The organism is Caulobacter sp. GSs2 (genome assembly GCF_058680895.1).
Map to the genome: position 1 here is coordinate 3,147,662 of NZ_CM178725.1, position 22,739 is coordinate 3,170,400.

A 22,739-nucleotide genomic window follows, 5' to 3' on the forward strand; every position below is an offset into this window, starting at 1 on the left:
GGGAGAGCGGGTCGTGGGTTCTCGGCCGGGTCTAAGCCACCCGCTTCAAGGCCGCGCCCAGATCCTCGACCATCTCCGGCGTCGTGGCCCAGGAGCACATGAAGCGGGCCGTGCCGTCCAGGAAGCGATAGACGAACCAGCCCTCGCCGCGCAGGCGCTCGAGCGCCGGCTCGTCCATGTCGACAAAGACGCCGTTGGCCTCGACCGGATGGCGGACAGGGAAGGGCATCAGCGCCGCCAGCTTGCGGGCCATGGCGTTGGCGTGGGCCGCGCGCGCCGCCCAGGGTCCGCCGTCGGTGCCTTCACCCAGCAGGCCCAGCCACGGGGCGGCCAGGAACCGGCCCTTGCTGACCAGCTGGCCGGCGTGCTTGAGCCGGGCGTCCAGGCGCCGGGCGTGATCGGGATTGAGGAACACCACGGCCTCGGTCGGGGTCGAGCCGGCCTTGGTGCCGCCCATGACCAGAATGTCGACGCCCATCTTCGCCACCGACTTCAGGTCAAAGCCTGCCGCCACGGCATTGGCCAGCCGCGCGCCGTCCAGATGGACGCCATAGCCCTTGGCCTTCACCGGCGTGATCAGTGACCGCAGGTGGGCCTCGTCATAGACCGTGCCGTATTCGGTGGCGGTGGTCAGCGACAGGGCCGCCGCCGGCTGGCGGTAGGAGACGTCGGGCTCCTTGAGCGCCGCCTCCAGCGCCGTGACCTCGATCTTGCCGGAAGCGCCCGGCAGGCCGATCAGGCCGACGCCCTGGCCGAAGAAGCCGGGCGCGCCGGTCTCGTCGGTGCAGATGTGAGCATGCTCGTGGGCCAGCACCGCCTCGTGCGGCTGGGCCAGCACCGTCAGGGCAAAGGCGTTGGCCGCCGTGCCCGAGGCCGTGAAGCGCACCGTCGCGTCGGCGTCCAGCAGGGCGCGGATGCGGTCGGCGGCGGCGGCGCTGACATGGTCGGTGCCATAGCCCGAGGCCGTGCCCGCATTGGCGGCGACCAGCGCCTCCATCACCTCGGGCATGGCGCCCGCGACATTGTCGGAAGCGAAGTCGTAGCGGGCTGTGGTCATCAGAACGGCGGATTCTCTGGAAAGCCGGGCGTGGCGGGGTCAATGACATGCCACGGCGGCGCCGAGCTGGTCCAGATGCGCACGCCAGGCTTGAGATCGGCGGAGTCGTCCAGCCCACCCAGTTTCACGGCCAGGAACGGCGCGCCGATGTCCGACAGCAGGGGCGTGCCGCAGTCGGGGCAGAAGACGCGTCCGACATTGGCGCCGCTGCCGCCCGGCCGGTCATAGCGTTTGGGCTCGCCCTCCACGAACCGCACGCTGTCGCGCGGCGCCATGGCGATGAAGTTGGGGCCGCCGCCCGAGGCGTACTGGCAGTCCCTGCAGTGGCAGACGGCGACGCCCATGAACTCGGCGTCGATCTCGTAGCGAATGGCGCCGCACAGACAGCCGCCGGTCTTGAGAGTCATCAGAGGTCTCCGGTTTCAGGGTCAGGCCTGGCGGGCCCAGGCGCGCACATCTTCGACGAACAGTTCAGGCTCTTCCATCGCCGCGAAGTGGCCGCCGCGCGGCATCTCGGTCCAGCGCTGGATGTTGTAGGCCCGGTCGCACCAGGAGCGCGGCGGGGCCTGATACAGCACCTCGCCGGGGAAGTTGGCAAAGGCGGTGGGCGTCTCGCATCGGGTCCCGGCCGGCAGGGTGACGCCGCCTTCCTCCATGACGCCGCGATAGTACCAGGCGGCCGTCGTGAAGCTGCCCGTCATCACATAGAGCATGATGTTGGTCAGCAGCTTGTCGGGGCTGAACACCGTCTCGAAGGGCTTGCCGGACAGATCGGCCCAGTCGTGGAAGCGCTCCAGGATCCAGGCGGCCTGGCCGACGGGATTATTGGCCCCCATCCAGGCCAGGGACTGGGGCTTGGAGACCTGCAGGCGCAGATAGGCGCCCATCATGTCCATGGCGAAGGCTGTGCGCTGGATCCAGGCGACCTCGGCCTCGCCCTGAGGCGCGCCGTGGGGGCGAAAGCCGATCATGTTCAGGTGGATGGCCTTGACGTGCGCCGCGTGGTCCAGCCCCAGCCATGAGGTCACCAGCCCGCCCCAGTCGCCGCCCTGGGCCAGATAGCGCTCATAGCCCAGTTCCTGGGTCATCAGGGTGTTGAACAGCCTTGCCGTGGCCCGCTGGCCGATCGGCGCCTTGGGTTTTCCGGAAAAGCCGAAGCCCGGCAGGGACGGGATCACCAGATCAAAGGCGTCGGCCGGATCGCCGCCGAACCGCGAGGGGAAGGCCAGGGGCTCGATGGCGTCCCAGAACTCGAAATGGCTGCCCGGCCAGCCGTGGGTCAGCAGCAGGGGCCGCTTGCCGCCCGCCTCGCCGACCACGTGGACGAAGTGGATGTCCAGGTCCTCGACCCGGGCGGTGAACTGCGGATAGCGGTTTAGGGTCTCCTGCGCCTGGGCCACATCGAAGCCGTCGGCCCAGTAGGAGGTCAGGCGCTTGAGGGTGTCGGCGTCGCAGCCATGGTTCCAGCCGCCGCCCGCGAAGGTCCCCTCGGGCGCGACGGGGAACTCATAGGCCCGGATCTGGTCGCGGACCTTGTCGATGGCCTGCGGGCTCCACTCGACCTTGAACGGCGTGGGCATGGCGGCTCCTCCCTGTTTTGCTGAGAGGGTCAGGCGGGTGACGTGGGGGAGGTCAAGACTTCCGTGTTATCCCTGCGAAGGCCGGGGCTATCGCCCGTGGAGTTGTGGGGAAAAGCTGTCATCAAGCCAGTTTATTTGCGGGCCTGAGTTCAGCGAGCACTGGGTTTGCGAGGACGACGAGCTTTCGGGCGACGGCGTTGAGGATATGGCGTTTTGACTTTCCGGCGGCTGCAAGCCGCTCGGCGAAGGCCTTGAGGCCCTGACGTCCCGGACCTGAGTGTCGCCGTCCGCTCAGCTTGCCGGAGTCGCTGGGATGAGGCGCCAGACCAGCCTGGGCGGCGGCCTGGCGTCGGTTGAGGCTGCCCAGTTCGGGCAACTGGGCCAGCAGGCTACGGGCGACGATGGGGCAAAGCCCTTGATGTCGCGCAGGCGGGCCGCGACCAGATGCTGTCGGTGATGCACGAGGCTAGCAAGCGCGCGATATTCTGCCGACCTGGCGGTCGTTCGCCGGGACCGACAGTAGCCTGCGGCGCTGATCCTCAATGTCCACAAGTTTGCGGCGGCCTGGAATCTGGTCCCGACCCTTAGCGGACCTTTTGAAACCCTCTCCCGCTCTCTTTGAGAGAGGGGTTCCGTGCGCGCTCGGTCAGGAGTTGACGTCGCACGCCCGACTCCCCCCTAACCGAACTTCAGCGCGTCCGCGGTCGGCACGGACAGCCAAAGGGATTAGCTGAGCCAGTCAACTGACGGCGGGCTACCCCCAAGCCTCGAGGCCAAAGTAAAACGCCCGCCTCTCGCGAGACGGGCGTTCGGCAAAACTGGGTGGCGCGATCGGCCTCTTAAGCCACCTTCACCCGCGCCGCGCTTTCCGGAAGATCCGTCCCGAACGCGCGCTGGAAGAACTCGGCCACCGTGGGGCGTTCCAGTTCATCGCACTTGTTGAGGAAGGTCAGGCGGAACGACAGGGCGATGTCGTGGTCGAAGATCTCGGCGTTCTGAGCCCAGGTGATCACGGTGCGCGGGCTCATGACGGTGCTGATGTCGCCGTTCATGAAGGCGTTGCGGGTCATGTCGGCCACGCGGACCATGGCCGAGATCGTGCGGCGGCCCTCGACCGTGTCGTAGGACGGGTTCTTGGCCAGCACGATGGCGGCCTCGGCGTCGTGTTCCAGATAGTTGAGCGTCGTGACGATGCTCCAGCGGTCCATCTGGCCCTGATTGATCTGCTGGGTGCCGTGATAGAGGCCCGTGGTGTCGCCCAGACCGATGGTGTTGGTCGTCGAGAACAGGCGGAAATACGGGTTGGCGCGGATGACGCGGTTCTGGTCCAGCAGGGTCAGCTTGCCGCCGGCCTCAAGCACGCGCTGGATCACGAACATCACGTCGGGGCGACCGGCGTCATATTCGTCGAACACCAGGGCGACCGGGCGCTGCAGCGCCCAGGGCAGGATGCCTTCGCGGAATTCGGTGACCTGCTTGCCTTCTTTCAGGACGATGGCGTCCTTGCCGATCAGGTCGATGCGGCTGATGTGGCTGTCGAGGTTGACGCGCACCAGCGGCCAGTTCAGCCGCGCGGCGATCTGCTCGATGTGGGTCGACTTGCCGGTGCCGTGATAGCCCTGGACCATCACCCGACGGTCATTGGCGAAGCCGGCGCAGACGGCCTTGGTGGTCTGGGCGTCGAACCGGTAGGCCGGATCGATGTCCGGCACGTGGCTGTCGCGATGGCTGAAGGCCGGAACCTTCATGTCGCTGTCGACGCCGAACGCGTCGCGGAGCGTCACCCACTTGTCGGGGACCAGGGTGATCAGGGGATCGGCGGCGGAGCTGGTTTCGGCGAACTCGGGCATTCCATCCGATTAGCGCCTTGACGTAGGGTAGGGGAAGGGGGCGCCGCGTCGCGACGCCCCCTCATGTTCACTTTTTAGCGGTTGGCGATGATCACCGAGGCGATCAGGCCCGTGGCGATGGCCGCCATGACGTACTGGTCGTCCACGCGCTGCCAGCGATAGCCGCGCGGCGGCGCGCGCAGGCCATGGCGATGGTAGTCGGAGACGTAGTAGCGGTTGTCCCGGTAGCGCTGGTCGAGGCGCTGGCCCCGGGCCCAGTGGCGATAGTCACGGCGGTCGTTGCGATAGTCGCGGCGATCGTCCCTGCGATCATCCCGGTAGTCGGCGCGGTAGTCCCGGCGGTCGTCCCGGCGGTCGTCCCGGCGGTCGGCGCGGTCGTCGGCGCGGTGATCGCGGCGATCATCGCGGCGGTCGTCATGGCGCCCTTGCTCGTAGCGGACGTTGTCACGCTCGTCATAGCGTTGCGGTGCGGCGGTGGCGGCGGTCCCGGCCAGAAGCGACAGGGCGAGAGCGGTGATGGCGATGCGCTTCATGGCGGTTTCCTTTTCGATGACCCCACCCTAGTGACGCCGATGTGGCCCCAGCATGAACGGCCACAGTCAGCTGTTGTTCATGTTTGACCTGGGAACCGGGGACGGCGCTGCTGGCGGCGCGGGAGCCAAGCTTGACCTTGCGCGTTGAGGCGCCATGCTCCTGTTTTCCGCCCTTGATCTGCGACGTGACCTGCCGGCCTTGCTGAGGGCGGCGCGGCGCGAACTGGGCGCGACCGCCGCCCTGCTGGTCGCCGCCCTGTCGGCCATGGCCTTTCTGTCGATCGCCGATGAGGTGGCCGAGGGCGAGACCCGGGCCATCGACCTGGCCATCCTCGACGCCTTGCGCCAGCCCGGTCGGCCGCGCGACCTGATCGGCCCCGACTGGCTGCACGTGGCGGCCGTCGACATCACCTCCCTGGGCTCGCTGGCCGTGCTGACCCTGCTCATCCTGCTGGCCTTCGGCGTGCTGGCCTGCCTCAGACGCTGGGGCGAGGGGTTGCTGCTTGTGGTCGGGGCCGGGGGCGGCCTGGCGATCAGCCAGGGTCTGAAGCTGCTGTTTGGGCGTGAGCGCCCCGATGTCGACTACCGCGCCGTCGAGGCGGTCAATGCCAGCTTCCCCTCCGGCCACGCCATGCTGTCGGCCGTGGTGTTCCTGACCCTGGGCGCCCTGGCCGCCCGGTTTGCCGAGCGCAAGCGGCTCAAGGCCCTGGCGCTGGGCGCGGCGGTGACCCTGTCGCTGCTGGTGGGGCTGAGCCGGATCTATCTGGGCGTCCACTGGGTCAGCGATGTGCTGGCCGGCTGGTGCGTGGGCGCGGCCTGGGCGATGGTCTGCTGGCTGGCGGCCTTCGCCTGGAGCCGCTGGCGAGCTGGTCCAGGGAATCCGGCCCGATAGCTGTTTCAAATGTCGCGGAACAGGCCCTAGGCGGCCTTGGCCTTGGGGCGCCAGTTCAGTTCGATGGCGGTCCAGATCGCGCCGGCCAGGTCGATCAGGCCGATGGCCATCCACGCCTTGGGCAGGTCGTCGTTGAGCACCAGAACCCCGATCGCCAGAGGGGACGCCAGGCGCAGCACCACCGAGGCCCGCATATAGGTGCGCGCGCCGGTCCATCCCGCCACGTGATAGGCCAGCGAATAGGCGATGATCATCAGGCCAAACATGCGGGCCCAAGGCTCGGCGGCGGGATCAAGCTGGGTCCGCAAGAGGCCGGCGGCGTGGAACGGCGCCAGGGCGAAGGCGGCGCCGCTGAGGGACAGCAGCCCGCCCCAGAACCAGATGCTCCACGGGATGCCGAACGGTGTCGGCGTCACCGGGGTGGGCGCGCTCGCCAAACTGGGGTCCACAAGGGTGGTCCCCGAATCGCGGTCCGTCATGGTGTGGCTGTCCTTCGCGCCCGTCCGGGCGGACGCGGCGGGAGAATGGCCGCAGCCGGGGAAAGCCGCAAGAGCCGGTGAGATCAGGTGGTCAGGCCGGCCTTCTTCAGCGTCTTGTAGGCCTTGATCACCCGCGCCAGCTTGTGCTCGGCGCTGCGGTCGCCGCCATTGACGTCGGGGTGGCAGCGCTTGAGCAGCTCCTTGTAGCGCACCTTGATGGCCGCGCTGTCGGCGCCGCCGTCCAGATCGAGGTCGCCCAGGGCCTGGCGCTCCAGCTTGCCCAGATGACGGTCGGCGGAGGCGCGGTCGGCCTCGGCCTTGCGCTGCTGGGCCCGGAACAGGCCGAACGGGTCGGCGATGTGGCGGGCGTCGCGGGCGGCCATGGCGGCGGCCTCGCGCGAGCGGCTGTCGGCCTTGAAGCTCCAGGTCGGGCGACCGCCGGTGACCTTCTCGGTCTCCTGCTCGGCGCGGATCTGGGCTTCGTTCATGCCGGCGAAGAAGTTCCAGTTCTTGTTATATTCGGCCGCGTGCTTCTGGCAGAACCAGTAGTGCTCGTTGGGCATGTTGCGGGCCTTGGGCGCCCTGGCCGACCCGGCCAGACGGCACTCGGGATGGTCGCAGCGCTTCTCGCCAGGCTTGAGGCCGAGAACGTCCGGCGTCGCGCTCTCACCCTCCTTTGGAGGGCGGACACGGATGTCGAAAAACTTCGGGCGATATTCAAACTCTTGAGCCATGACGCCCAGAGTAAACTGCAGCTATTTCCGTTCAAGGATTGACATGCGAGAGAGCGACATGGGCAGCGTATCAGACACCATTCGAAGCAAGCTCGAAGCGGCTTTTTCACCCTCCAGGCTGGACCTGAAGGACGAGAGTGACCGCCACCAGGGCCATGCGGGCCACACGGGTGCGGGCGAGAGCCATTTCAACCTCGTGATCGAGGCCCAGGCCTTTGCGGGCAAGGCCCGCGTGGCGCGCCAGCGCATGGTCTATCATGTGCTGGCCGAGGAAATGGCCGGGCAGGTGCACGCCCTTTCGATCGTCGCGACGGCGCCTGGCGAAAGCTGAAGCCTCTGGCGACGGCAGGGCTTGCGCGCCGGCCCCGCGACTGATTGCCTCTGCCCCCGGCGCGGTCAGGCCGGGCAGGGCTTTCAGGCTCTGATTCAGCATTGGGCGCGTGACGGGACCGGTGTTTGGTCCGCCTTTCGGTGTCGCGCTCCCGAAGAGACGCCGAAAGAGGGATGGCATGAGCGCCGACGACACTGCCCGGACGATCGAAATCCAGACCGAAATCGAGACGGCCGCCGCCTTGCCGGCGCTGCTGGCGCGGGCCTATGCCCGCTATTCGAACTTCACCGTCGCCGCCGCCGTCATCGACGAGCACGGGGCGGTGCATCTGGGCGTCAATGTCGAGAATGCCGCCTATCCGTCGGGCACCTGCGCCGAGCAGACCGCGATCGGCGCGATGGTCACGGCCGGTTCGCGGCGAATCGCCAGGGTGCTGATCGCCGCTGGCTCGAATGCGGTGGTGCAGCCGTGCGGGGCCTGTCGGCAACGCATCGCCGAGTTTGCCGCCGATGACTGCGAAATCGTCTCGGTTCAGGATGGGGTCACGACGCAGCGCGCGCCGTTCTGGAGCCTGCTGCCCGACAGCTTCGGGCCGCGCGACCTGGATTAGGCTGTCAGCGCAGGGCCGTCTGGGCGGCCAGGGTTTCCAGCACGCGGCGCAGGTCGGTTTCGCGGAAGGGCTTTTGCAGGACCAGAGCGCCGCGATGGCTTTCCGACAGACCCGCCTCGCCATAGCCGCTGGCGAAGGCGAAGGGCACGCCGCGCGCCTTCAGGGCGTCGGCGACCGGGAAGATCGGACGGCCGCCCAGATTGACGTCGAGCAGGGCCGCATCGATGTCGGCTGAACCGGCCAGGCGCAGGGCCTCTTCGATCTCGGCCGCCGGGCCAACGACCGTACAGCCCAGGTCGCTGAGCATGTCCTCGACCAGCATGGAGACCAGGGCCTCGTCTTCGACCACCAGGACTTTCAGAGCGGACAGGGACTTCATATCGCAAGCTCCGAAGGGCGCAGGGGTGAGCCCGCGCAATGGGTTAAGATAACGCTATCACAGGTCAGGCCGCCGTCTCGCAACCGTTGAGCGATTCGAAGACTTTTCGCCCGCCCCGCGACCGAGGTTCTGGCCAAGTCTTGCAAAGGGCTCTCCCACCGACGCCCGAAGGGTCCACAAAACGCGGGCGGGCGAGATGCGTTCCGTCTGCCCGCTCAGAAATGCACGCCCTCGTCCAGCTTGGCGCTGATGCGCAGGGCGGTGACCTGATTCCTTTGGCGACGCAGGATCTGGAAGCGGTGCTGGTAGAAGATGAAGGTCTGGCCCGGCTCCGGGATCGTCTGGGCCTCGTGGATCACCAGGCCGGCGATGGTGACGGCCTCGTCTTCGGGCAGGTCCCAGTCCATGGCCCGGTTCAGGTCGCGAACCGTCACGTCGCCGTCGACGTGCACCGAGCCGTCCATCTGGGCGCGCACGCCCTCGACGCTGGTGTCGTGCTCGTCGTCGATCTCGCCGACGATCTCTTCCAGGATGTCTTCCAGGGTCACCAGGCCCTGCAGTGCGCCGTATTCGTCGACGACCAGGGCGAAGTGGCTCTTGCGCTTGAGGAAGGCGTTGAGCTGGTCCTTGAGGTTGGTGGTGTCGGGAATGAACCACGGCTCGCGGAGGATGGCGGCGATGTCGAGGGCGTCGATGCCGCCTTCAGACTCGGCCAGGGCCCGCAGCAGGTCGCGGGCGTGCAGCACGCCGATGATGTTGTCGGGATTGTCGCGATATAGCGGAATGCGGGTGTGCTGGGCGTCCAGCGCCTCGGCCACCAACTCGCGGGGCGAGAGGTCGGCGTCGCACATCACCATCGACTTGCGGTGGACCATGATCTCCGAGACGTCCATGTCCGACAGGTCCAGAACCCCGCCCAGCATCCGCCGGTCGCCGCTTTCGACCAGGCCTTCGGAGTGGTGGTACTCGACGGCGCCGCGGATCTCCTCGTGGGCGGCCAGCACGTCGACGGCCATGTCCAGCCGCACGCCGAACAGCCGCAGGGTGCGCCGCACGATCCACTGGATGGCGTAGATGATCGGGCCAAACAGCCGAACGACCAGCAGGGTGGGCCCCGACAGGAAGCGCGCCACGTCGTCGGACTTCAGGATGGCCAGGGTCTTGGGCAGCACCTCGGCGAAGACCAGGATCATCACCGTCATCACCGCCGTGGCCACGGCCACGCCCCAGGGGCCGGGGATGGCGGCGGTCAGCACCTGGGTCGTCAGGGCCGAGGCCAGGATGTTGATCAGGTTGTTGCCCAGCAGCACCGCCCCGATCATCGTCTCCTGATCCGACAGCAGCTTGTTGACCCGCTTGGCCGGCTTGTCGCCCTCGCGCTCCAGCTGGTGCATCCGGGCGCGGCTGGCGGCGGTCAGCGATGTCTCGGCGGCCGAGAACATGGCCGAGATCGCCAGCAGGCCGATGACGATGGGCGCAAGGCCGAGGATGGCGGTGAGGATCATCCGGGTGTTCTACGCCACGGCGGCCCGGCGGAAAACTTAGCCAATCGACGAAGTTTTCGCTTTTCCAATCGGCTGAAGGTGTAATAGTTAGCTCAATGGCTAAGCATGACCCCGATCTTTCGCGGCGCTTTCACGCGCTGGCGGACCCGACCCGTCGATTGATCCTGACCCGGCTGGCTGCGGGGCCGGCCAAGGTGACGGATCTGGCCGGTCCCACCGGGCTGCGCCTGCCCACGGTGATGCGGCACCTTTCCGTGCTGGAGGCGGCCGGGCTGATCGCCACGTCCAAGGACGGACGGGTCCGCACCTGCGCTTTCGTGCCCGAGGCGATGGACCCTCTGAGGACCTGGATGGACGAGCAGCGGGTCAGTTGGGAGGGCCGGCTCGACCGCCTGGACGCCTTTGTGATGGCTGTGATGAAGGAGAATGAGACGTGACACAGAATCTTGCGGCCGACGGGATGATCGGCGCGGCGCGGGATGACCGCCAGGGCCGCTTCGCCACCCTGACCTTCGAGCGGGAGGTGGCCGCGCCGGTCTCGGTGCTCTGGAAGGCCTGGACCGACCCGGCGGCGCGGGCCGTATGGGCGCCGCCCGCGCCCTCGGTGACGGTGGAGTTCCTGGAGGCCGACACCCGGGTCGGCGGCCGCGAAATCTCGCTGTGCAAGGTTGAGGGCCAGCCCGACATCCGCTGCGAGAACGGCTGGCTGGTGCTGCAGCCCGAGACGCGCAGCGTCAATTCCGAGGTCATCTCGTCGGAAGGCGTGACCCTGTCTGCGGCGCTGGTCACCGCCGAGGTGTCGGCCGCCGGCCCGCACAGCCGGCTGCGGGTGACGGTGCAGCTGTCCTCGCTGGCCGAGGATATGGAGGTCGGCTACCGCCAGGGGTTCAACGCGGGGCTCGACAATCTGGCCGGCGTGGCCGAGCGGACCATGCTGCTGCAGCGGGTGATCAGGGCGCCGCGATCGGTCGTCTGGGGCGCGTGGATGAACCCTGAGACCCTGCCGCAATGGTGGGGGCCAGACGGCTTTTCCTGTCGCACCTCACGGATCGATCTGCGCGCGGGCGGAGAGTGGGTGTTTGACATGATCGCGCCCGACGGCACGGTCTTTCCGAACCATCATCGCTATGTCGCTGTCCAGCCGCAGACGCGGATCGGCTACGCGCTGCACTGGGGCGAGAACGGCCCCAAACACGCCGACGCCTGGGCCACGTTCGAGGATCAGGACGGGGCCACGAAGGTCACGCTGGGCATGGTGTTCAGCTCGGTCGCCGAGTTCCAGGACGCCAAGGGCTTCGGCGCCGTCGAGCTGGGGCTGCAGACCCTGGGCAAGCTGGAACAGTTCATCGTTTCACGCTGAGGGGCTAAGCGCCGGCGCCGTCCTCGACCCGGATGACGCGCACGCCGCGCAGGCGGCCGTCATTGTCGGTCCAGTGGAAGCTCTCGCCGGCGGTCATGCCGATCAGGGCGGCGCCGACCGGGGTCAGCACCGAGATGCGGCCCTCGTCGATGCTGGCGTCGCGCGGCAGGCTCAGGCGCACGCGGCGCGGCTGGCCGCTGGTCAGGTCCTGATAGTCGACGGTCGAGCCGATGCCTACGAACGGGCAGGGGGCTTGTCCGGCCTCGACGATCACGGCGCGGGCCATCTCGCCGGCCAGCACGCGGCTGCCCGCAGCGCGGCCGGCGACGGCGTCTGCCAGGTTGGACAGGATCTCGTGGTCGGCCTCGGTCACATAGACCGTGGGCAGGGTTTGGGTGTGGGTGGGGAAGTTCATAGTCAGCTTTCTTGGGGGAATTTGAGCCTCTCCCGGCGCCTTGATCTCAAGGCCGCATGCGGGGGCTCGATTGGACGCGCCGTAGGGCGCGAGCGTCGTCGGACGCGGATCTCTTCGGGAAGGCCCCGGCTGTCTCGCTACGAAGCCGCTTGGGCTTTCGAGGGGCGAAGGCAGGTTTCGGGGCTTTTCAACGTCGCCCCGGGCTGTGTCAGCGTCGGGGGTTAGAGGCCTGCGTTCAAGCGACCAGCGGCGTTCATTACGCTTCTGGTGAGGCAGAGATGGGAAGGGGGGAGGCGAGCGTCAAGGGGTGGCGGCTTCATCTCTCCGCTCTCCCCGGCTTTCGCTGGAGAGAGCGGAGGGAAAATCAGTCAGACGTCGGCCTTCACGGCGTCCGCAAGGGGGCGTCATGAGCCCCCAGCACGGTGGACGCAGACAGTTCCGGGGCCACAACGGCAAGGTCGTAGCCGCGGATGAGCGCGCGCCATTCCGGCGTCAGGGCTTCCAGATCGGCGCTGCGCAATTGGCGCAGATCCACCAGGAACCAGTCGCCCGGCGGCGTGTCCGATGGGCGGGCCAGCATCACGTCCTTGCACCAGTCGCTGTCCTTGCCGGTGGTCGCATCGAAGTTGTGCACGGTCACCGGGCGGCCGACGCCGGCATATCCGCCCAGCGCGCCTTTCGCGCCGGCGACGATGAGGTTGAGGGACTTCACGCCCTCTCCGTCGGCATGTTCAGCGACGAAATTGCCCAGGTCGCGCTGACCGAGCGGATTGTAGCCCTTGTAGAGATGGTAGGCGCCGAACTTCATCAGCAGGCGCGCCTGCGGCGCCTCGGCGAAATGCGTCGCCAGCGTCCGCTTCATCAGCCGCGCCCTGCGCCCGTTCGAATCGCCGGTACGGGTCCGCGAGCCTTGATAGATCGCGCGTGTTTCGCGCAAGGCGGCGAACAACGCCTTGGCCCGGGCGCCGCCGTCCTGATCGATGGCCGTCGCCGCCTGATCCAGCGTCGTATCGGTGACCTTGAGCAGGAACAGGTCGAAGGGGGAGCCGGAGGCCAGCGCGGCCTGCATCGCCGCCCGTTCCTGTTCGGCCAGGGCCTTGATCTGGGCGCGGGCGAGCGGTCCTGGACCGGCCGCCAGCATCTGTTCGAACAAATAGCCGCTCGCGCCGAAGAACTCCTGGTCCAGCCCCCACAGCTTGAAGTCTGGCCCGGCGACACCCGCGCAATCGGCCGCCGTCTGACCTTCGTCGCGGCCGTTGAGGAAGGCCATGGCGTCGGGATGGGCGCGCATGAAGTCGGAAATCTGCTGTTCCCGGTTCGGCGCTCTGAGCCGTGCATTGACCACGCCGGCCGCCTCCGGGCCGATCTCGACGACCATGGCCGTCAGGCCGCCGGGCGCCATCAATCGACAGACGTTCGTGGTGAAGGCGGGGATCTCGCGCGAAAAATGGCTCTCGCCGATGAGGACATACCGGCTGGCGCTTATAGCCTCCGAGAGTATCGCGGCTCCCGGACCTGAAAAGCCCTGCGGCAGGAGGGTCAGCGGCGACCCCGCTTGCGCCAGGCGCTCAACGAAGGTGAGCGGCTTTGCGGTCTCTGCGTGGGCGGAAGCCGCGCACAGGCTTGCCAGCGCCAAGGCGGCCACAATCGATTTCAGATTCATATCGCTTACCCCCGTTGGAGGAAGCGGCCTTACGGAGATCGCTAGAAAACCGCGAGTCAAATCGCGGCTACAACTCGCTTTTCTGCCTGGAGCGAGCGGATAAGGATCATGCCGCCAAGACGCTGACCCTCAGAATGTCGCTGACGGGGTCGGCATCACAAATCGCGGCCCATCCGCAAAGCGGGCCTAACCCGCCGCCCCGTCCTCGACCAGGAACGCCCGCAGCGCCGTGCGGTCCACGTCCTTGGCGACGAACGCATCCCCGATCCCTCGTATGAGAACGAAGGTCAGGGTTCCGCCCTCGGCCTTCTTGTCCTGACCGCAGTGGGCGACCAAGGCGTCGGCCGAGAACGGCTCGGCGCGCACGTCGCTCATCCGGGTGGGCAGGCCGGCGGCCTTGATGGCGGCTTCGGCGCGGACGGCGTCCTGGCTGGGGCACAGGCCTTGGCGGACCGAGAAGCGGAAGGCCTGCGCCATGCCGACGCCCACGGCCTCGCCGTGTTTCAGCGCGTCGCCAAAGCCCATTTCGGCCTCGATGGCGTGGCCGAAGGTGTGGCCCAGGTTCAGCAGGGCGCGGCGGCCGGCTTCCTTCTCGTCCTCGGCGACGATCTCGGCCTTCATTTCCACCGAGCGCCCCACGGCGCGGACCAGGGCGGCGGTGTCGCGCTCCAGCACGGCGTGGACGTTGGTTTCCAGCCACTCGAAGAAGGCGAAGTCGCCCAGCAGGCCGTACTTGATCACCTCGGCATAGCCGCAGGCCATCTCGCGGGCGGGCAGGGTGGCCAGCACGTCAAGGTCGGCCAGCACCAGGCGCGGCTGGTGGAAGGCGCCGATCAGGTTCTTGCCGCGCGGGGTGTCGATGGCGGTCTTGCCGCCCACCGAGCTGTCGACCTGGGCCAGCAGCGTCGTGGGCACCTGGATGAAGTCGATGCCGCGCTTGTAGATCGAGGCGGCAAACCCGGCCAGATCGCCGATCACGCCGCCGCCGAACGCCACGATGATGTCGCCGCGCTCCAGTCCAAGATGCAGCAGGCGATCGGACAGGTCGGCCAGACCCTCGAAGCTCTTGGTCTCCTCGCCGGGCGGCAGGACGATCATATCGACCGCGATACCCGCCTTCTCCAGCGAGACCGACAGCCGCTCGCCATGGTGCTCGCCGACGATCGAGTCGGTGACGATGGCGGTGCGCTTGCGCTTGAGCAGCGGCGCGATGAAGTCGCCGGCGCGGTCGATCAGGCCGGTGCCGATCATCACGTCATAGGCGCGGTCGCCCAGCCCCACGGGAACGGTGCGGATCATGGCTTAAAGGACTCCTGGTCCAGGCGATCGCGCAGCGCGCTGATCACGGCGTCCACCGCCACCGCATGCGGCGTATCGCCGGTCTGAACATGAACCTGCGCCTGGGCGTAGGCGGGATTGCGGATCTCGGCCAGCTCGGCCAGCACCTCGATCGGCTCGCGGTTCTTGAGCAGCGGCCGGGTGTCCTTGCGACCCACGCGGCGGGCCAGGAGCTCGATATCGGCCTTCAGCCACACCGAGATGGCGTGCTGGTTGATCAGGGCGCGGGTCTCTTCGTTGACGAAGGCGCCGCCGCCGGTGGCCAGTACGTGCGGCGGCTCTTCCAGCAGGCGGGCGATGACCCGGCGCTCGCCGTCGCGAAAGGCGGCTTCGCCCAGCTCGGCGAAGATTTCGGGGATCGAGCGGCCGGCGGCGTCCTCGACCTCGTTGTCGGCGTCGCGGAACGGCATATCCAGCGCCTGGGCCAGGCGGCGGCCGACGCTGGACTTGCCAACGCCCATCAAGCCGACCAGCACGATCGTGCGGTGGCGAAGGGGCTCAAGCGAGGCGGCGTGATCGTCGGTCATGATGCGGTCGCGGGTTTACACGAGGCTCGGCCCAAGCGCCAAGTTTCGCTTAAGCCAAGTTTCGCTGAAGATGGCGTTGCGCCATAACTGGAGCATGATGTCTCGCATGCGTTCGTTCCCTCGCCGGGCAGTCGCCCCGATCCTCGCCATCCTGCTGGCCGGCGCCGCTCTTCCGGCCCTTGCCCAGGTTCAGGTGCAGTCCCTGGCGCCGCCGGACCTGTTCTCGACCGCCGCCGCCCAGACCGACCTTGGTCCCGACCTCTGGACGGGCACGGCCCCCGACATCGCGCGCGATGTGTTGCCAAGGCTGGCCGCAAGGCCGCTGTCGCCGGCCTTTGCCGACCTCGCGCGGCGGGTGCTGGCGACCGGCGCCAACGGACCTGCGGGCGTGGGCAATGATCCTGATCTGGGCGCGGCGCGGGCCATGGCCCTGATCGCCCTGGGCGAAGCCGCCGGCGCCGACGCTGTGCTTGATCGCGCCCCGGGCGTGGCCAACAGCGCTGCGCTGTCCCTGGCGGCGGCGGAGGCGGCCCTGATCCGCAGCGATGACGACAAGGCCTGCCGGATCGGCGAGGCCCTGACCGCCGATCGCGGCGCCGGCTACTGGCTGCGGCTGCGGACCTTTTGCCAGGCGCGCGCCGGCCAGGACGATGCTGCCCAGCTGACCTTTTCCCTGGCCCAGCAACAGACCAAGGACCCCGACTACGCCCGTCTGATGGGCGCTTTGCTGAGCGGCACAGCGCCAGGCGGGGCCAATCTGCGCAACGGGATCAACTACGCCCTGTCGCGCAAGCTGGGGCTGGATATCGCAGCGGCCCTCGCCACGGCGTCGCCCGCCGTCAAGCCGGCGATCACCCCGCCGGGTCCGCCGCCGCCGCCCCTGGCGGGGCTGGACCTGACGGTGCAGGAGACCTCCGACCTGGCCTTCCTGCGCCAGGCCAGGGGGCTGCCAGCCTTTATCGAATCCGCCAGGAGCTCGGCCCCGTCGATCGCCATACTGGCCAAGGCCCAGGCGCCGCTGCGCGATCCGGTGCTGTTCGCCCGCGCGGCCCTGGTCGCCGGCGACTTGCCGACCGCCCAACTGATCCGCTCGCGCCTGACCCAGGACCAGATCCCCGGCGCGACGATCACCGATCTGGCCCTGCTGGACGCCATGATCTCGGCCGCTTCGGGCAAGCCCGACAGCCAGACCCTGGACCGGCTGGTCGAGCGCGGCGCCCAGAACGGCGCCAAGTCGCCGGCCCAGCCTGCGGCCCTGCTGCTGGCGTCGCTGGGCGGGGCGATGAGCCCCCAGGCGCGTGGCCAGTTCGCCAATTTCGACGTGGGCCGGCCGGCCGGCTCGACGGCCAGACTGGTGCTGATCGACGACGCTGCCGCAGCCGGGCTAAAGGGCGAGACGGCGCTTCTGGCCCTGTCGGTCGCCACCGAGGCCGGCGCGGCGGGCCCATCGCCTGCTGACCGCGCCCGGATCGCGCGCGGCCTGGCCCGCGTCGGCCTGGTGGCGGACGCCCGGGCGGTGGTGGTCGAGGGGCTTCTGGCCCTGCAGCTGACCAAATGAGCGCCGCCGGCTGGGTCGACGCCTTCCTCGAGATGATGGCCGTCGAGCGGGCCGCCGCGCGCAACACCCTGACGGCCTATGGCAAGGATCTGGAGGACGCGCGGGGCTACCTGTCCCGTGTCGGCGGCGATCTCGACGTCGCCTCGGCCGAGACCATCGAGGCCTATTTCCAGGACCTGGGCATGAGGGGCCTGTCGCCCGCCACCGCCGCCCGCCGGCGCTCGGCCGTGCGGCAGTTCTATCGCTTCGTGCTGGAAGAGGGCTGGCGGTCCGACGATCCCTCGCGCCGCGTCGTCGCGCCCAAGGCGGGCCGTCCCCTGCCCAAGGTGCTGTCACGCGGCGAGGTCGACGCCCTGATCGCGGCGGCGGCCGGCAAGGACGGCGGCCAGGGTCTGCGTCTGGCCTGCATGATCGAGCTGCTCTACGCCTCGGGCCTGCGTATCTCCGAACTGCTGTCCCTGCCGCTCAACGCCCTGGCCCGCGATCCGGCCTTCCTGACCGTCAAGGGCAAGGGCGGCAAGGAAAGGCTGGCCCCGCTGAACCCTCCCGCACGAACAGCGGTGAAGGCCTATTTGGAGGCAAGGCCGCAATTTCTGCCAAAGGGCGTGAAAGACAGTCCGTGGCTGTTCCCCTCGCGCGGCGCGTCGGGCCGACTGACCGCCAGGCGGGTCTCGCAACTGCTGGAAGACGCCGCCATCGCCGCAGGCATCGACCGCCAGAAGGTCAGCCCCCACGTCCTGCGCCACGCCTTCGCCACCCATCTGCTGGAGGGCGGAGCCGACCTGCGGGTGATCCAGACGCTGCTGGGCCATGCCGATATCGGCACCACTCAGATCTATACCCACGTCGCGGGCGACCATTTGGCCCAAGTGGTCAAATCCAAGCATCCGCTGGGCCGCAAGGGCTAGCGCCGCCTTGCGCCGGCCCGCCGGCCTCTTTAGGAAGCCCCTATCCACTGTAAGGACTTCCCCATGTCGGACGAAACCCGCGACAGCAACGGCACGATCCTGGCCGAGGGCGACAACGTCACCCTGATCAAGGACCTCAAGGTCAAGGGCTCGGGCGGCGTCACCCTGAAGCGCGGTACGCTGGTCAAGAACATCCGCCTGACCGGCGACACCGACGAGATCGAAGCCAATGTCGAAAAGGTGCGCGGCCTGGTCCTGCGCGTCGAGTTCGTCAAGAAGGCCTAACTTAACCTTGGCTTGCTAGGTCTGGCCTCCAGACAGGCGGAGAACCGCCGCAGGAGGCTGGAAGGCCGATGGTGACGGTGAAGACGCAGGCGGGCGCTTTGGCGCTGATCGCCTATGGCGAGACCGCGAAGAGCCAGGCGACGACTGCGGCGGCGGTCGCATCACCGGCCCCCAACGCGCCCGAGGCCAGGAAGGCGGCTGAGGCCGCCCAGGCGCTCGACAGGCTCAAGAGGGAGCAGCGGCTCGGCAAGAAGACCGCCATCGGCGACGCCAAGGGCCGGGCCAAGGCCAGGCTCCAGCAGGTGGTCGAGCGGCTGCAAATGCTGAAGAAGATCTACGCCAACGACCCCAAGGCCATGGCCAAGGCGTTGGCTGCGGCGGCCAAGGAGCTGAAGGCGGCCGTCAAGGACTACGGCAAGGCCGCCAAGGACTCCGGCGAACTCTACAGCCAGGACTTCGCCAGCCTGCCCGACGCCGCGACCGATCCCGAAGGCGCTGCGAACGCCCGCAAGACGATCGAGGACGAGGCCAAGATGGACGTCCAGGGCGATCAGGCGTTCATCAAGATGACCCGCGAGGTCAGCCGGGCCCTGAAGGACGAGCTGCAGACTGCCAAGACCAAGGGCATCCTGACCCAGCCGGGCAAGTTCGAGCGCTCCGAAGAGGTCAAGGCGGCCGAGGACGACCTGAAGGGCCTCGACAGGATGACCGAGGATCTGGATCAGCAGGTTCGCCAGGACATGCCGCCCGGCAGCCTTCTCACCCTGGCGGCCTAGCGAGTTCGGCGGCGACTCCAGGCCGCAATGCTGGTGGCTCGCGATGACTTGAGGCCGCTCAGCGGCGCGATGCGACCGTCTGGGCTTCCGCAGGGCCGTCCCAGGCCCCATCTTACGCGCGCCGGCGCCGAAGCGCGCCGTCCACTCGGACAAGGAGCTGCCCCATGAAGACCCGGAAACTCGGCGACGGTCTGGAGGTCTCGGCCATCGGCCTGGGCTGTATGGGAATGAGCTGGGCCTATGGGCCGGCGCCGGAAAAGGCCGAAACCTTCAAGGTGCTGGCGCGCGCGGTCGAACTGGGCGTCACCTTCTTCGACACCGCCGAGGTCTATGGTCCTTTCGTCAATGAAGAACTGGTCGGCGAGGGGCTGAAGCCCTTCCGCGACAAGGTCGTGATCGCCACCAAGTTCGGCTTCAAGATCGCCGCGCCGGATGAGAACGGCGTGCGCCGCATGGTCGGCGTCGACAGCCGCCCCGAGCACATCCGCGAGGTCGCCGAGGCTTCGCTCAAGCGCCTGGGCGTCGAGGTCATCGACCTGCTGTACCAGCACCGCGTCGACCCCAATGTGCCTATCGAAGATGTCGCCGGCACGGTCAGGGACCTGATCGCCGAGGGCAAGGTCAAGCACTTTGGCCTCTCTGAAGCCGGCGCGGCGACCATCCGCAAGGCCCACGCCGTGCAGCCCGTTGCGGCCCTGCAGAGCGAATATTCGCTGTGGACGCGCGGCGTCGAGGCCGAGATCCTGCCGACGATCCGCGAGCTGGGCATCGGCCTGGTGCCCTACAGCCCGTTGGGTCGCGGCTTCCTGACCGGGACCCTGACCACCAACGCAGGCCTGGCCAAGGATGACTTCCGCCGTGGCCTGCCGCGCTTTCAGGGCGAGGCCCTGGCCAGGAACCTGTCGCTGGTCGAGGCCCTGACCCTGATCGCCGGCGAAAAGGGGATCACCCCCGCCCAGCTGGCCCTGGCCTGGCTGCTGCATCAGGGGGCCGACATCGCCCCGATCCCCGGCACCACCAAGATCGCCCGTGTCGAAGAAAATGTCGGCGCGGTCGACGTGGCCCTGACGCCCGAGGACCTGTCGCGCATCGCCGCCGCCGTGCCCGAAGCGGCCATCGAGGGCGAGCGCTACAGCGAAGCCGGTCTGGCGATGGTGGGGCGCTAGGCGTGCGGGAAGCCATCGACAGCGACAGCGACTTTTCCTAACTAGGCTTTGACGTTTCCGGTTCGACCTTCCGCTTGAGACGTCTTCCAGCAAGTCCAGTCGCGAGCGGTGTCCGTCGATGAGCAAGATGAATTTCGCGATCTATTTCGCGAGCGATGGCTACTCGACCGACAACAAGATCATGGGCCGGCAGAGTGCGGGCAAGGCTCTGATGAAGGGCATGGCGCGTCGTTGGAAAGCCGACCAGCTCACCGGCTACGGCCTTCGCGCGTCCGGGCGGGCGATGTTTGATCAGCTTCGTGGCGATGGCTTCACAGGCTCCCTGCGCTGGCAGGACCTGTCAGGTGATCATATCCTCAAGGACCTTGGCGCGCTCTACGTGCCCGCGCCGCCCAGCAAGCAAGCGGCCCATGTTCGAAACCAGTCTGGGGCCGCCGCCTACAGCCTCGTGGGCGTGACCCACACCCTTTGCACCGCCAGGGCGATGAGCGACGTCGCCGAGGTGATCTTGCCGCCCTTCCAGCCTTGGGACGCCTTGATCTGTACCTCCACCGCGGCCGTGTCTGTCGTGACCAGGTTGCAGGATGAGCTCAAGGCCTGGTTTTCGGAACATACCGGCGCCACGCGCTTCAATCCGGTGGCGCTGCCGGTCATTCCGCTCGGCGTCAATGTTCCGGATTTCGCCCGTAGTGACGTCCAGCGCTCTGCAGGTCGTGAGGCGTTGGGGTTGTCGTCCGACGAGGTAGCTTTCCTGTTCGCCGGGCGCATGACCTACCATGCCAAGGCCAATCCCGCCGCCTTCTACCAGGCGCTGGAGGAGGCCTGCCGCCTAACCGGGAAGACGCTGGTTTGTCTTGAGGCCGGCGTCTACCCCAATGCCGGGACGAAGGCCGGCTTTTCGGAGGCGCGAGCCTACCTGGCGCCGAGCGTCCGGTTTCTCCAGATCGATGGCCAGGACAGCGATCTGTATGACAAGGCCTGGAAGGCGGCGGATGTCTTTGTGTCCCTGTCCGACAATATCCAGGAGACCTTTGGCCTGACCCCGATCGAAGCGATGGCTGCGGGCCTTCCCGTGCTGGTCAGCGACTGGGATGGTTACAAGGACACGGTCCGCGATGGCGTGGATGGTTATCGTGTTCCGGTGGTCCTGCCGCCCGCCGGGACCGGGGAGGACCTGGCCTTGCGCTACGCCTTGGATCGCGACTCCTACGACTATTATATTGGCCGGGTGAGTATGGCGACGGTCGTGGACCTCGCGGCGCTGACGGACCGCGTGGTTGCCCTGGCCGAAAGTCGCGAGCTTCGCGAACAGCTGGGCGCGTCGGGTCACGCCCGGGCCCGTGAGCTCTATGATTGGCCGATCATCCTCGGGCGCTATGTCGAGATGATTGACGGCCTGGGCGAGCTGCGCAGGGCGGCGGGGTCGCCGCCGCCGGCGCCCTGGCAGGGACGGCCTGACCCGTTCCGTCTGTTCGCCGACTATCCGACCAGCACGCTGAACGAAAATTCGACCGTTGAGGTGCATCTCAAGCGTGCGCAGGCGATCGAGACATTCCTGGAGCTTGGCGTTGCGAGCTACGCTATCGACCCCGTGACCTTGCCGCGCGACACCATCGTCGCGCTGCTCCGGCAGGCGTCGGCCCAGTCCAGCACGGTCAGCATGCTCGTCAGGGGAGCCCAGGGTGTTGATCCGATCCGCGTGCGGGCCTTGATGTGGCTTTACAAGCTGGGCCTGGTGACGCTTCGGTCCTGACCTAAGGCCTGCGGGGCTTCAAGACCCAGACCCAGCAAGAGTGGTCGTCCGCACATCCACCGCCCCATCGCAGGCCTCGCAACGGACCACGGGAACCAGGCGTACGCCACAGGCGTGGGTCAGGATTTCCGGCGGGCCGGCCTCGCCCGACAGCCAGCGGTCGCCCCAGGCCATCAGGGCGGCGATCAGCGGGAAGAAGTCGCGGCCCTCGCGGGTCAGCCTGTAGTCCCAGCGTTCGGGACGGGTCTGATACAGGCGCTTTTCCAGCATGCCGCGCTCGACCAGGCGTGAGAGGCGGTCGGTGAGGATATTGCTGGCCACCTTCAGTTCGGCTTGCAGATCCTTGAAGCGGGTCAGGCCGTAGAAGCTGGCGGCGACCAGATGGGCGGTCCAGCGGTCGCCCAGCACCTCGATCGAGCGCTCCAGCATCGGGTGCAGCGGCGTGCCGCCGGCGCCGTCCGCGCCCTGGGTGTCGCTGACCCGGCGCGAATGGCGGGCGCGGGGCGCCGGCTCCAGACCGGCCCCGGGACCGGGCGTCAGGGTGATGTCGCGCACCTTCACCGGCGCGGCGCAGGCCTGGCAGACCAGGACCGGGCGCAGAGGTTGTCCACAGGGGCTATGGATAATTTGGTGCGAAGGACAGTCCGGGTCCAGTCGCCAGCGCATCTCCCAGCCCAGCAGCATCAGGGCCGAATCGTAGAGGTCCTTGCCCATGGTGGTCAGGCAGTACTCGTGGCGAACGGGTCGAAGCTGGTAGGGGCGCTTTTCCAGCACCCCGGCCGCCTCCAGCCGTCCCAGGCGGTCGACCAGCAGCGAGCGGGCCATGCCGGTCATGGCGATGAAGCCGTCGAAGCGCTTGACGCCCATGAAGGCCGCATAGAGCAGCAGCAGGGTCCAGCGGTCGCCGATCAGGTTCAGCGCACGGGCGGCCGAGCTCTTGCGGACGAGCGTCGGGAGCCGGGTGGCGGCTGGTGCGGTTGAGACCATGGCGCTTGGTGCGGCGCCGCGCGGCGGGCTGTCAACGCTGGGCATGGACTCCT

General features: G+C 68.1%; 26 protein-coding genes. 11 read left to right on the forward strand and 15 right to left on the reverse strand.

The features are described 5' to 3' along the window. Window positions 1–31 precede the first annotated feature (31 nt). From ACW17Z_RS15295 to ACW17Z_RS15320, 6 genes are all read right to left on the reverse strand, one after another. A complete protein-coding gene (locus ACW17Z_RS15295; RefSeq protein WP_492056617.1) occupies window positions 32–1,057 on the reverse strand; it encodes a threonine aldolase family protein in 1,026 nt (341 codons plus the stop codon). Continuing rightward, complete coding sequence (locus ACW17Z_RS15300; protein ID WP_492056618.1) at window positions 1,057–1,464, reverse strand: GFA family protein; 408 nt, start codon at window positions 1,462–1,464, stop codon at window positions 1,057–1,059. Before ACW17Z_RS15300 ends, ACW17Z_RS15295 begins: the two co-directional genes overlap by 1 nt. 21 nt (window positions 1,465–1,485) lie before the next feature. Further along, window positions 1,486–2,637 (reverse strand): epoxide hydrolase family protein, encoded by a 1,152-nt coding sequence (locus ACW17Z_RS15305; RefSeq protein ID WP_492056619.1) that lies wholly within the window; start codon window positions 2,635–2,637, stop codon window positions 1,486–1,488. Between the two features lie 121 nt (window positions 2,638–2,758). Continuing rightward, entirely contained in the window at window positions 2,759–3,013 is a 255-nt protein-coding gene (locus tag ACW17Z_RS15310) for a hypothetical protein (protein WP_492056620.1), read from the reverse strand. Between the two features lie 463 nt (window positions 3,014–3,476). Then, entirely contained in the window at window positions 3,477–4,487 is a 1,011-nt protein-coding gene (gene cobS, locus ACW17Z_RS15315; RefSeq protein WP_492056621.1) for a cobaltochelatase subunit CobS, read from the reverse strand. Between the two features lie 74 nt (window positions 4,488–4,561). Beyond that, complete coding sequence (locus ACW17Z_RS15320) at window positions 4,562–5,020, reverse strand: RcnB family protein (protein WP_492056622.1); 459 nt, start codon at window positions 5,018–5,020, stop codon at window positions 4,562–4,564. 154 nt (window positions 5,021–5,174) lie between these two features. On the opposite strand from ACW17Z_RS15320, the gene ACW17Z_RS15325 reads away from it, so the two are divergent. Continuing rightward, window positions 5,175–5,912, forward strand: a complete 738-nt coding sequence (locus ACW17Z_RS15325; RefSeq protein ID WP_492056623.1) for a phosphatase PAP2 family protein — start codon at window positions 5,175–5,177, stop codon at window positions 5,910–5,912. Window positions 5,913–5,938: 26 nt separating this feature from the next. Here ACW17Z_RS15325 and ACW17Z_RS15330 read toward each other — a convergent pair whose 3' ends face one another. Together ACW17Z_RS15330 and ACW17Z_RS15335 are read right to left on the reverse strand one after the other, a co-directional pair. Further along, window positions 5,939–6,391, reverse strand: coding sequence for a hypothetical protein (locus tag ACW17Z_RS15330; RefSeq protein WP_492056624.1), 453 nt, complete (start codon window positions 6,389–6,391; stop codon window positions 5,939–5,941). 83 nt (window positions 6,392–6,474) lie between these two features. Next, window positions 6,475–7,125, reverse strand: coding sequence for a J domain-containing protein (locus ACW17Z_RS15335; RefSeq protein ID WP_419320272.1), 651 nt, complete (start codon window positions 7,123–7,125; stop codon window positions 6,475–6,477). 58 nt (window positions 7,126–7,183) lie between these two features. On the opposite strand from ACW17Z_RS15335, the gene ACW17Z_RS15340 reads away from it, so the two are divergent. After that, entirely contained in the window at window positions 7,184–7,456 is a 273-nt protein-coding gene (locus ACW17Z_RS15340; protein WP_419320273.1) for a BolA family protein, read from the forward strand. 178 nt (window positions 7,457–7,634) lie between these two features. Continuing rightward, window positions 7,635–8,066 carry a cytidine deaminase gene (gene cdd, locus ACW17Z_RS15345; RefSeq protein WP_419320274.1) on the forward strand — a complete coding sequence of 144 codons (432 nt, stop codon included), beginning with the start codon at window positions 7,635–7,637 and terminating at the stop codon, window positions 8,064–8,066. 4 nt (window positions 8,067–8,070) lie between these two features. Here the strand turns inward: cdd and ACW17Z_RS15350 are convergent, their stop codons facing one another. Then, on the reverse strand, window positions 8,071–8,445 hold the full coding sequence (locus ACW17Z_RS15350; RefSeq protein WP_419320275.1) for a response regulator: 375 nt from the start codon (window positions 8,443–8,445) through the stop codon (window positions 8,071–8,073). A gap of 215 nt (window positions 8,446–8,660) precedes the next feature. Further along, window positions 8,661–9,947 (reverse strand): HlyC/CorC family transporter, encoded by a 1,287-nt coding sequence (locus ACW17Z_RS15355; protein ID WP_492058541.1) that lies wholly within the window; start codon window positions 9,945–9,947, stop codon window positions 8,661–8,663. Between the two features lie 98 nt (window positions 9,948–10,045). Here ACW17Z_RS15355 and ACW17Z_RS15360 point away from each other — a divergent pair, with 98 nt between their 5' ends. Next, entirely contained in the window at window positions 10,046–10,387 is a 342-nt protein-coding gene (locus tag ACW17Z_RS15360) for an ArsR/SmtB family transcription factor (RefSeq protein ID WP_492056625.1), read from the forward strand. Next, on the forward strand, window positions 10,384–11,310 hold the full coding sequence (locus ACW17Z_RS15365; protein ID WP_492056626.1) for an SRPBCC family protein: 927 nt from the start codon (window positions 10,384–10,386) through the stop codon (window positions 11,308–11,310). Before ACW17Z_RS15360 ends, ACW17Z_RS15365 begins: the two co-directional genes overlap by 4 nt. Window positions 11,311–11,314: 4 nt before the next feature. On the opposite strand, the gene ACW17Z_RS15370 is transcribed toward ACW17Z_RS15365, so the two are convergent. The 4 genes from ACW17Z_RS15370 to ACW17Z_RS15385 form a co-directional block, all read right to left on the reverse strand. Then, window positions 11,315–11,725, reverse strand: coding sequence for a GreA/GreB family elongation factor (locus tag ACW17Z_RS15370; protein WP_492056627.1), 411 nt, complete (start codon window positions 11,723–11,725; stop codon window positions 11,315–11,317). 382 nt (window positions 11,726–12,107) lie between these two features. Next, a complete protein-coding gene (locus ACW17Z_RS15375) occupies window positions 12,108–13,388 on the reverse strand; it encodes a hypothetical protein (RefSeq protein WP_492056628.1) in 1,281 nt (426 codons plus the stop codon). Between the two features lie 186 nt (window positions 13,389–13,574). Continuing rightward, window positions 13,575–14,687, reverse strand: coding sequence for a 3-dehydroquinate synthase (gene aroB / locus ACW17Z_RS15380; protein WP_492056629.1), 1,113 nt, complete (start codon window positions 14,685–14,687; stop codon window positions 13,575–13,577). Further along, window positions 14,684–15,253, reverse strand: coding sequence for a shikimate kinase (locus ACW17Z_RS15385; RefSeq protein ID WP_419320281.1), 570 nt, complete (start codon window positions 15,251–15,253; stop codon window positions 14,684–14,686). The genes aroB and ACW17Z_RS15385 overlap by 4 nt, the downstream gene beginning before the upstream one ends. Before the next feature lie 106 nt (window positions 15,254–15,359). On the opposite strand from ACW17Z_RS15385, the gene ACW17Z_RS15390 reads away from it, so the two are divergent. The 6 genes from ACW17Z_RS15390 to ACW17Z_RS15415 all read left to right on the forward strand — a co-directional run bounded on the left by ACW17Z_RS15390 (window position 15,360) and on the right by ACW17Z_RS15415 (window position 21,699). Beyond that, entirely contained in the window at window positions 15,360–16,811 is a 1,452-nt protein-coding gene (locus tag ACW17Z_RS15390) for a hypothetical protein (protein WP_492056630.1), read from the forward strand. Further along, the gene (locus ACW17Z_RS15395; RefSeq protein ID WP_492056631.1) at window positions 16,808–17,719 is read left to right on the forward strand and encodes a site-specific tyrosine recombinase XerD; all 912 of its coding nucleotides are present in this window, start codon (window positions 16,808–16,810) and stop codon (window positions 17,717–17,719) included. Before ACW17Z_RS15390 ends, ACW17Z_RS15395 begins: the two co-directional genes overlap by 4 nt. Before the next feature lie 63 nt (window positions 17,720–17,782). Further along, on the forward strand, window positions 17,783–18,004 hold the full coding sequence (locus tag ACW17Z_RS15400) for an alkylphosphonate utilization protein (RefSeq protein ID WP_419254417.1): 222 nt from the start codon (window positions 17,783–17,785) through the stop codon (window positions 18,002–18,004). 68 nt (window positions 18,005–18,072) lie between these two features. Next, window positions 18,073–18,780 (forward strand): hypothetical protein, encoded by a 708-nt coding sequence (locus ACW17Z_RS15405; RefSeq protein ID WP_492056632.1) that lies wholly within the window; start codon window positions 18,073–18,075, stop codon window positions 18,778–18,780. A gap of 164 nt (window positions 18,781–18,944) precedes the next feature. Then, a complete protein-coding gene (locus ACW17Z_RS15410; RefSeq protein WP_419320288.1) occupies window positions 18,945–19,946 on the forward strand; it encodes an aldo/keto reductase in 1,002 nt (333 codons plus the stop codon). 118 nt (window positions 19,947–20,064) lie between these two features. Further along, window positions 20,065–21,699 carry a glycosyltransferase family 4 protein gene (locus ACW17Z_RS15415; RefSeq protein ID WP_492056633.1) on the forward strand — a complete coding sequence of 545 codons (1,635 nt, stop codon included), beginning with the start codon at window positions 20,065–20,067 and terminating at the stop codon, window positions 21,697–21,699. 18 nt (window positions 21,700–21,717) lie between these two features. On the opposite strand, the gene ACW17Z_RS15420 is transcribed toward ACW17Z_RS15415, so the two are convergent. Next, window positions 21,718–22,731 carry a winged helix-turn-helix transcriptional regulator gene (locus tag ACW17Z_RS15420; protein WP_492056634.1) on the reverse strand — a complete coding sequence of 338 codons (1,014 nt, stop codon included), beginning with the start codon at window positions 22,729–22,731 and terminating at the stop codon, window positions 21,718–21,720. Window positions 22,732–22,739: the final 8 nt, after the last annotated feature.

Coding starts and splice junctions, on each gene's coding strand:
- ACW17Z_RS15295 (WP_492056617.1), bottom strand. CDS start 1,057: ATGACCACAGCCCGCTACGACTTCGCTTCCGACAATGTCGCGGGCGCC.
- ACW17Z_RS15300 (WP_492056618.1), bottom strand. CDS start 1,464: ATGACTCTCAAGACCGGCGGCTGTCTGTGCGGCGCCATTCGCTACGAG.
- ACW17Z_RS15305 (WP_492056619.1), bottom strand. CDS start 2,637: ATGCCCACGCCGTTCAAGGTCGAGTGGAGCCCGCAGGCCATCGACAAG.
- cobS (WP_492056621.1), bottom strand. CDS start 4,487: ATGCCCGAGTTCGCCGAAACCAGCTCCGCCGCCGATCCCCTGATCACC.
- ACW17Z_RS15320 (WP_492056622.1), bottom strand. CDS start 5,020: ATGAAGCGCATCGCCATCACCGCTCTCGCCCTGTCGCTTCTGGCCGGG.
- ACW17Z_RS15325 (WP_492056623.1), top strand. CDS start 5,175: ATGCTCCTGTTTTCCGCCCTTGATCTGCGACGTGACCTGCCGGCCTTG.
- ACW17Z_RS15330 (WP_492056624.1), bottom strand. CDS start 6,391: ATGACGGACCGCGATTCGGGGACCACCCTTGTGGACCCCAGTTTGGCG.
- ACW17Z_RS15335 (WP_419320272.1), bottom strand. CDS start 7,125: ATGGCTCAAGAGTTTGAATATCGCCCGAAGTTTTTCGACATCCGTGTC.
- ACW17Z_RS15340 (WP_419320273.1), top strand. CDS start 7,184: ATGGGCAGCGTATCAGACACCATTCGAAGCAAGCTCGAAGCGGCTTTT.
- cdd (WP_419320274.1), top strand. CDS start 7,635: ATGAGCGCCGACGACACTGCCCGGACGATCGAAATCCAGACCGAAATC.
- ACW17Z_RS15350 (WP_419320275.1), bottom strand. CDS start 8,445: ATGAAGTCCCTGTCCGCTCTGAAAGTCCTGGTGGTCGAAGACGAGGCC.
- ACW17Z_RS15360 (WP_492056625.1), top strand. CDS start 10,046: ATGGCTAAGCATGACCCCGATCTTTCGCGGCGCTTTCACGCGCTGGCG.
- ACW17Z_RS15370 (WP_492056627.1), bottom strand. CDS start 11,725: ATGAACTTCCCCACCCACACCCAAACCCTGCCCACGGTCTATGTGACC.
- ACW17Z_RS15375 (WP_492056628.1), bottom strand. CDS start 13,388: ATGAATCTGAAATCGATTGTGGCCGCCTTGGCGCTGGCAAGCCTGTGC.
- aroB (WP_492056629.1), bottom strand. CDS start 14,687: ATGATCCGCACCGTTCCCGTGGGGCTGGGCGACCGCGCCTATGACGTG.
- ACW17Z_RS15385 (WP_419320281.1), bottom strand. CDS start 15,253: ATGACCGACGATCACGCCGCCTCGCTTGAGCCCCTTCGCCACCGCACG.
- ACW17Z_RS15390 (WP_492056630.1), top strand. CDS start 15,360: ATGCGTTCGTTCCCTCGCCGGGCAGTCGCCCCGATCCTCGCCATCCTG.
- ACW17Z_RS15395 (WP_492056631.1), top strand. CDS start 16,808: ATGAGCGCCGCCGGCTGGGTCGACGCCTTCCTCGAGATGATGGCCGTC.
- ACW17Z_RS15400 (WP_419254417.1), top strand. CDS start 17,783: ATGTCGGACGAAACCCGCGACAGCAACGGCACGATCCTGGCCGAGGGC.
- ACW17Z_RS15405 (WP_492056632.1), top strand. CDS start 18,073: ATGGTGACGGTGAAGACGCAGGCGGGCGCTTTGGCGCTGATCGCCTAT.
- ACW17Z_RS15410 (WP_419320288.1), top strand. CDS start 18,945: ATGAAGACCCGGAAACTCGGCGACGGTCTGGAGGTCTCGGCCATCGGC.
- ACW17Z_RS15415 (WP_492056633.1), top strand. CDS start 20,065: ATGAGCAAGATGAATTTCGCGATCTATTTCGCGAGCGATGGCTACTCG.
- ACW17Z_RS15420 (WP_492056634.1), bottom strand. CDS start 22,731: ATGCCCAGCGTTGACAGCCCGCCGCGCGGCGCCGCACCAAGCGCCATG.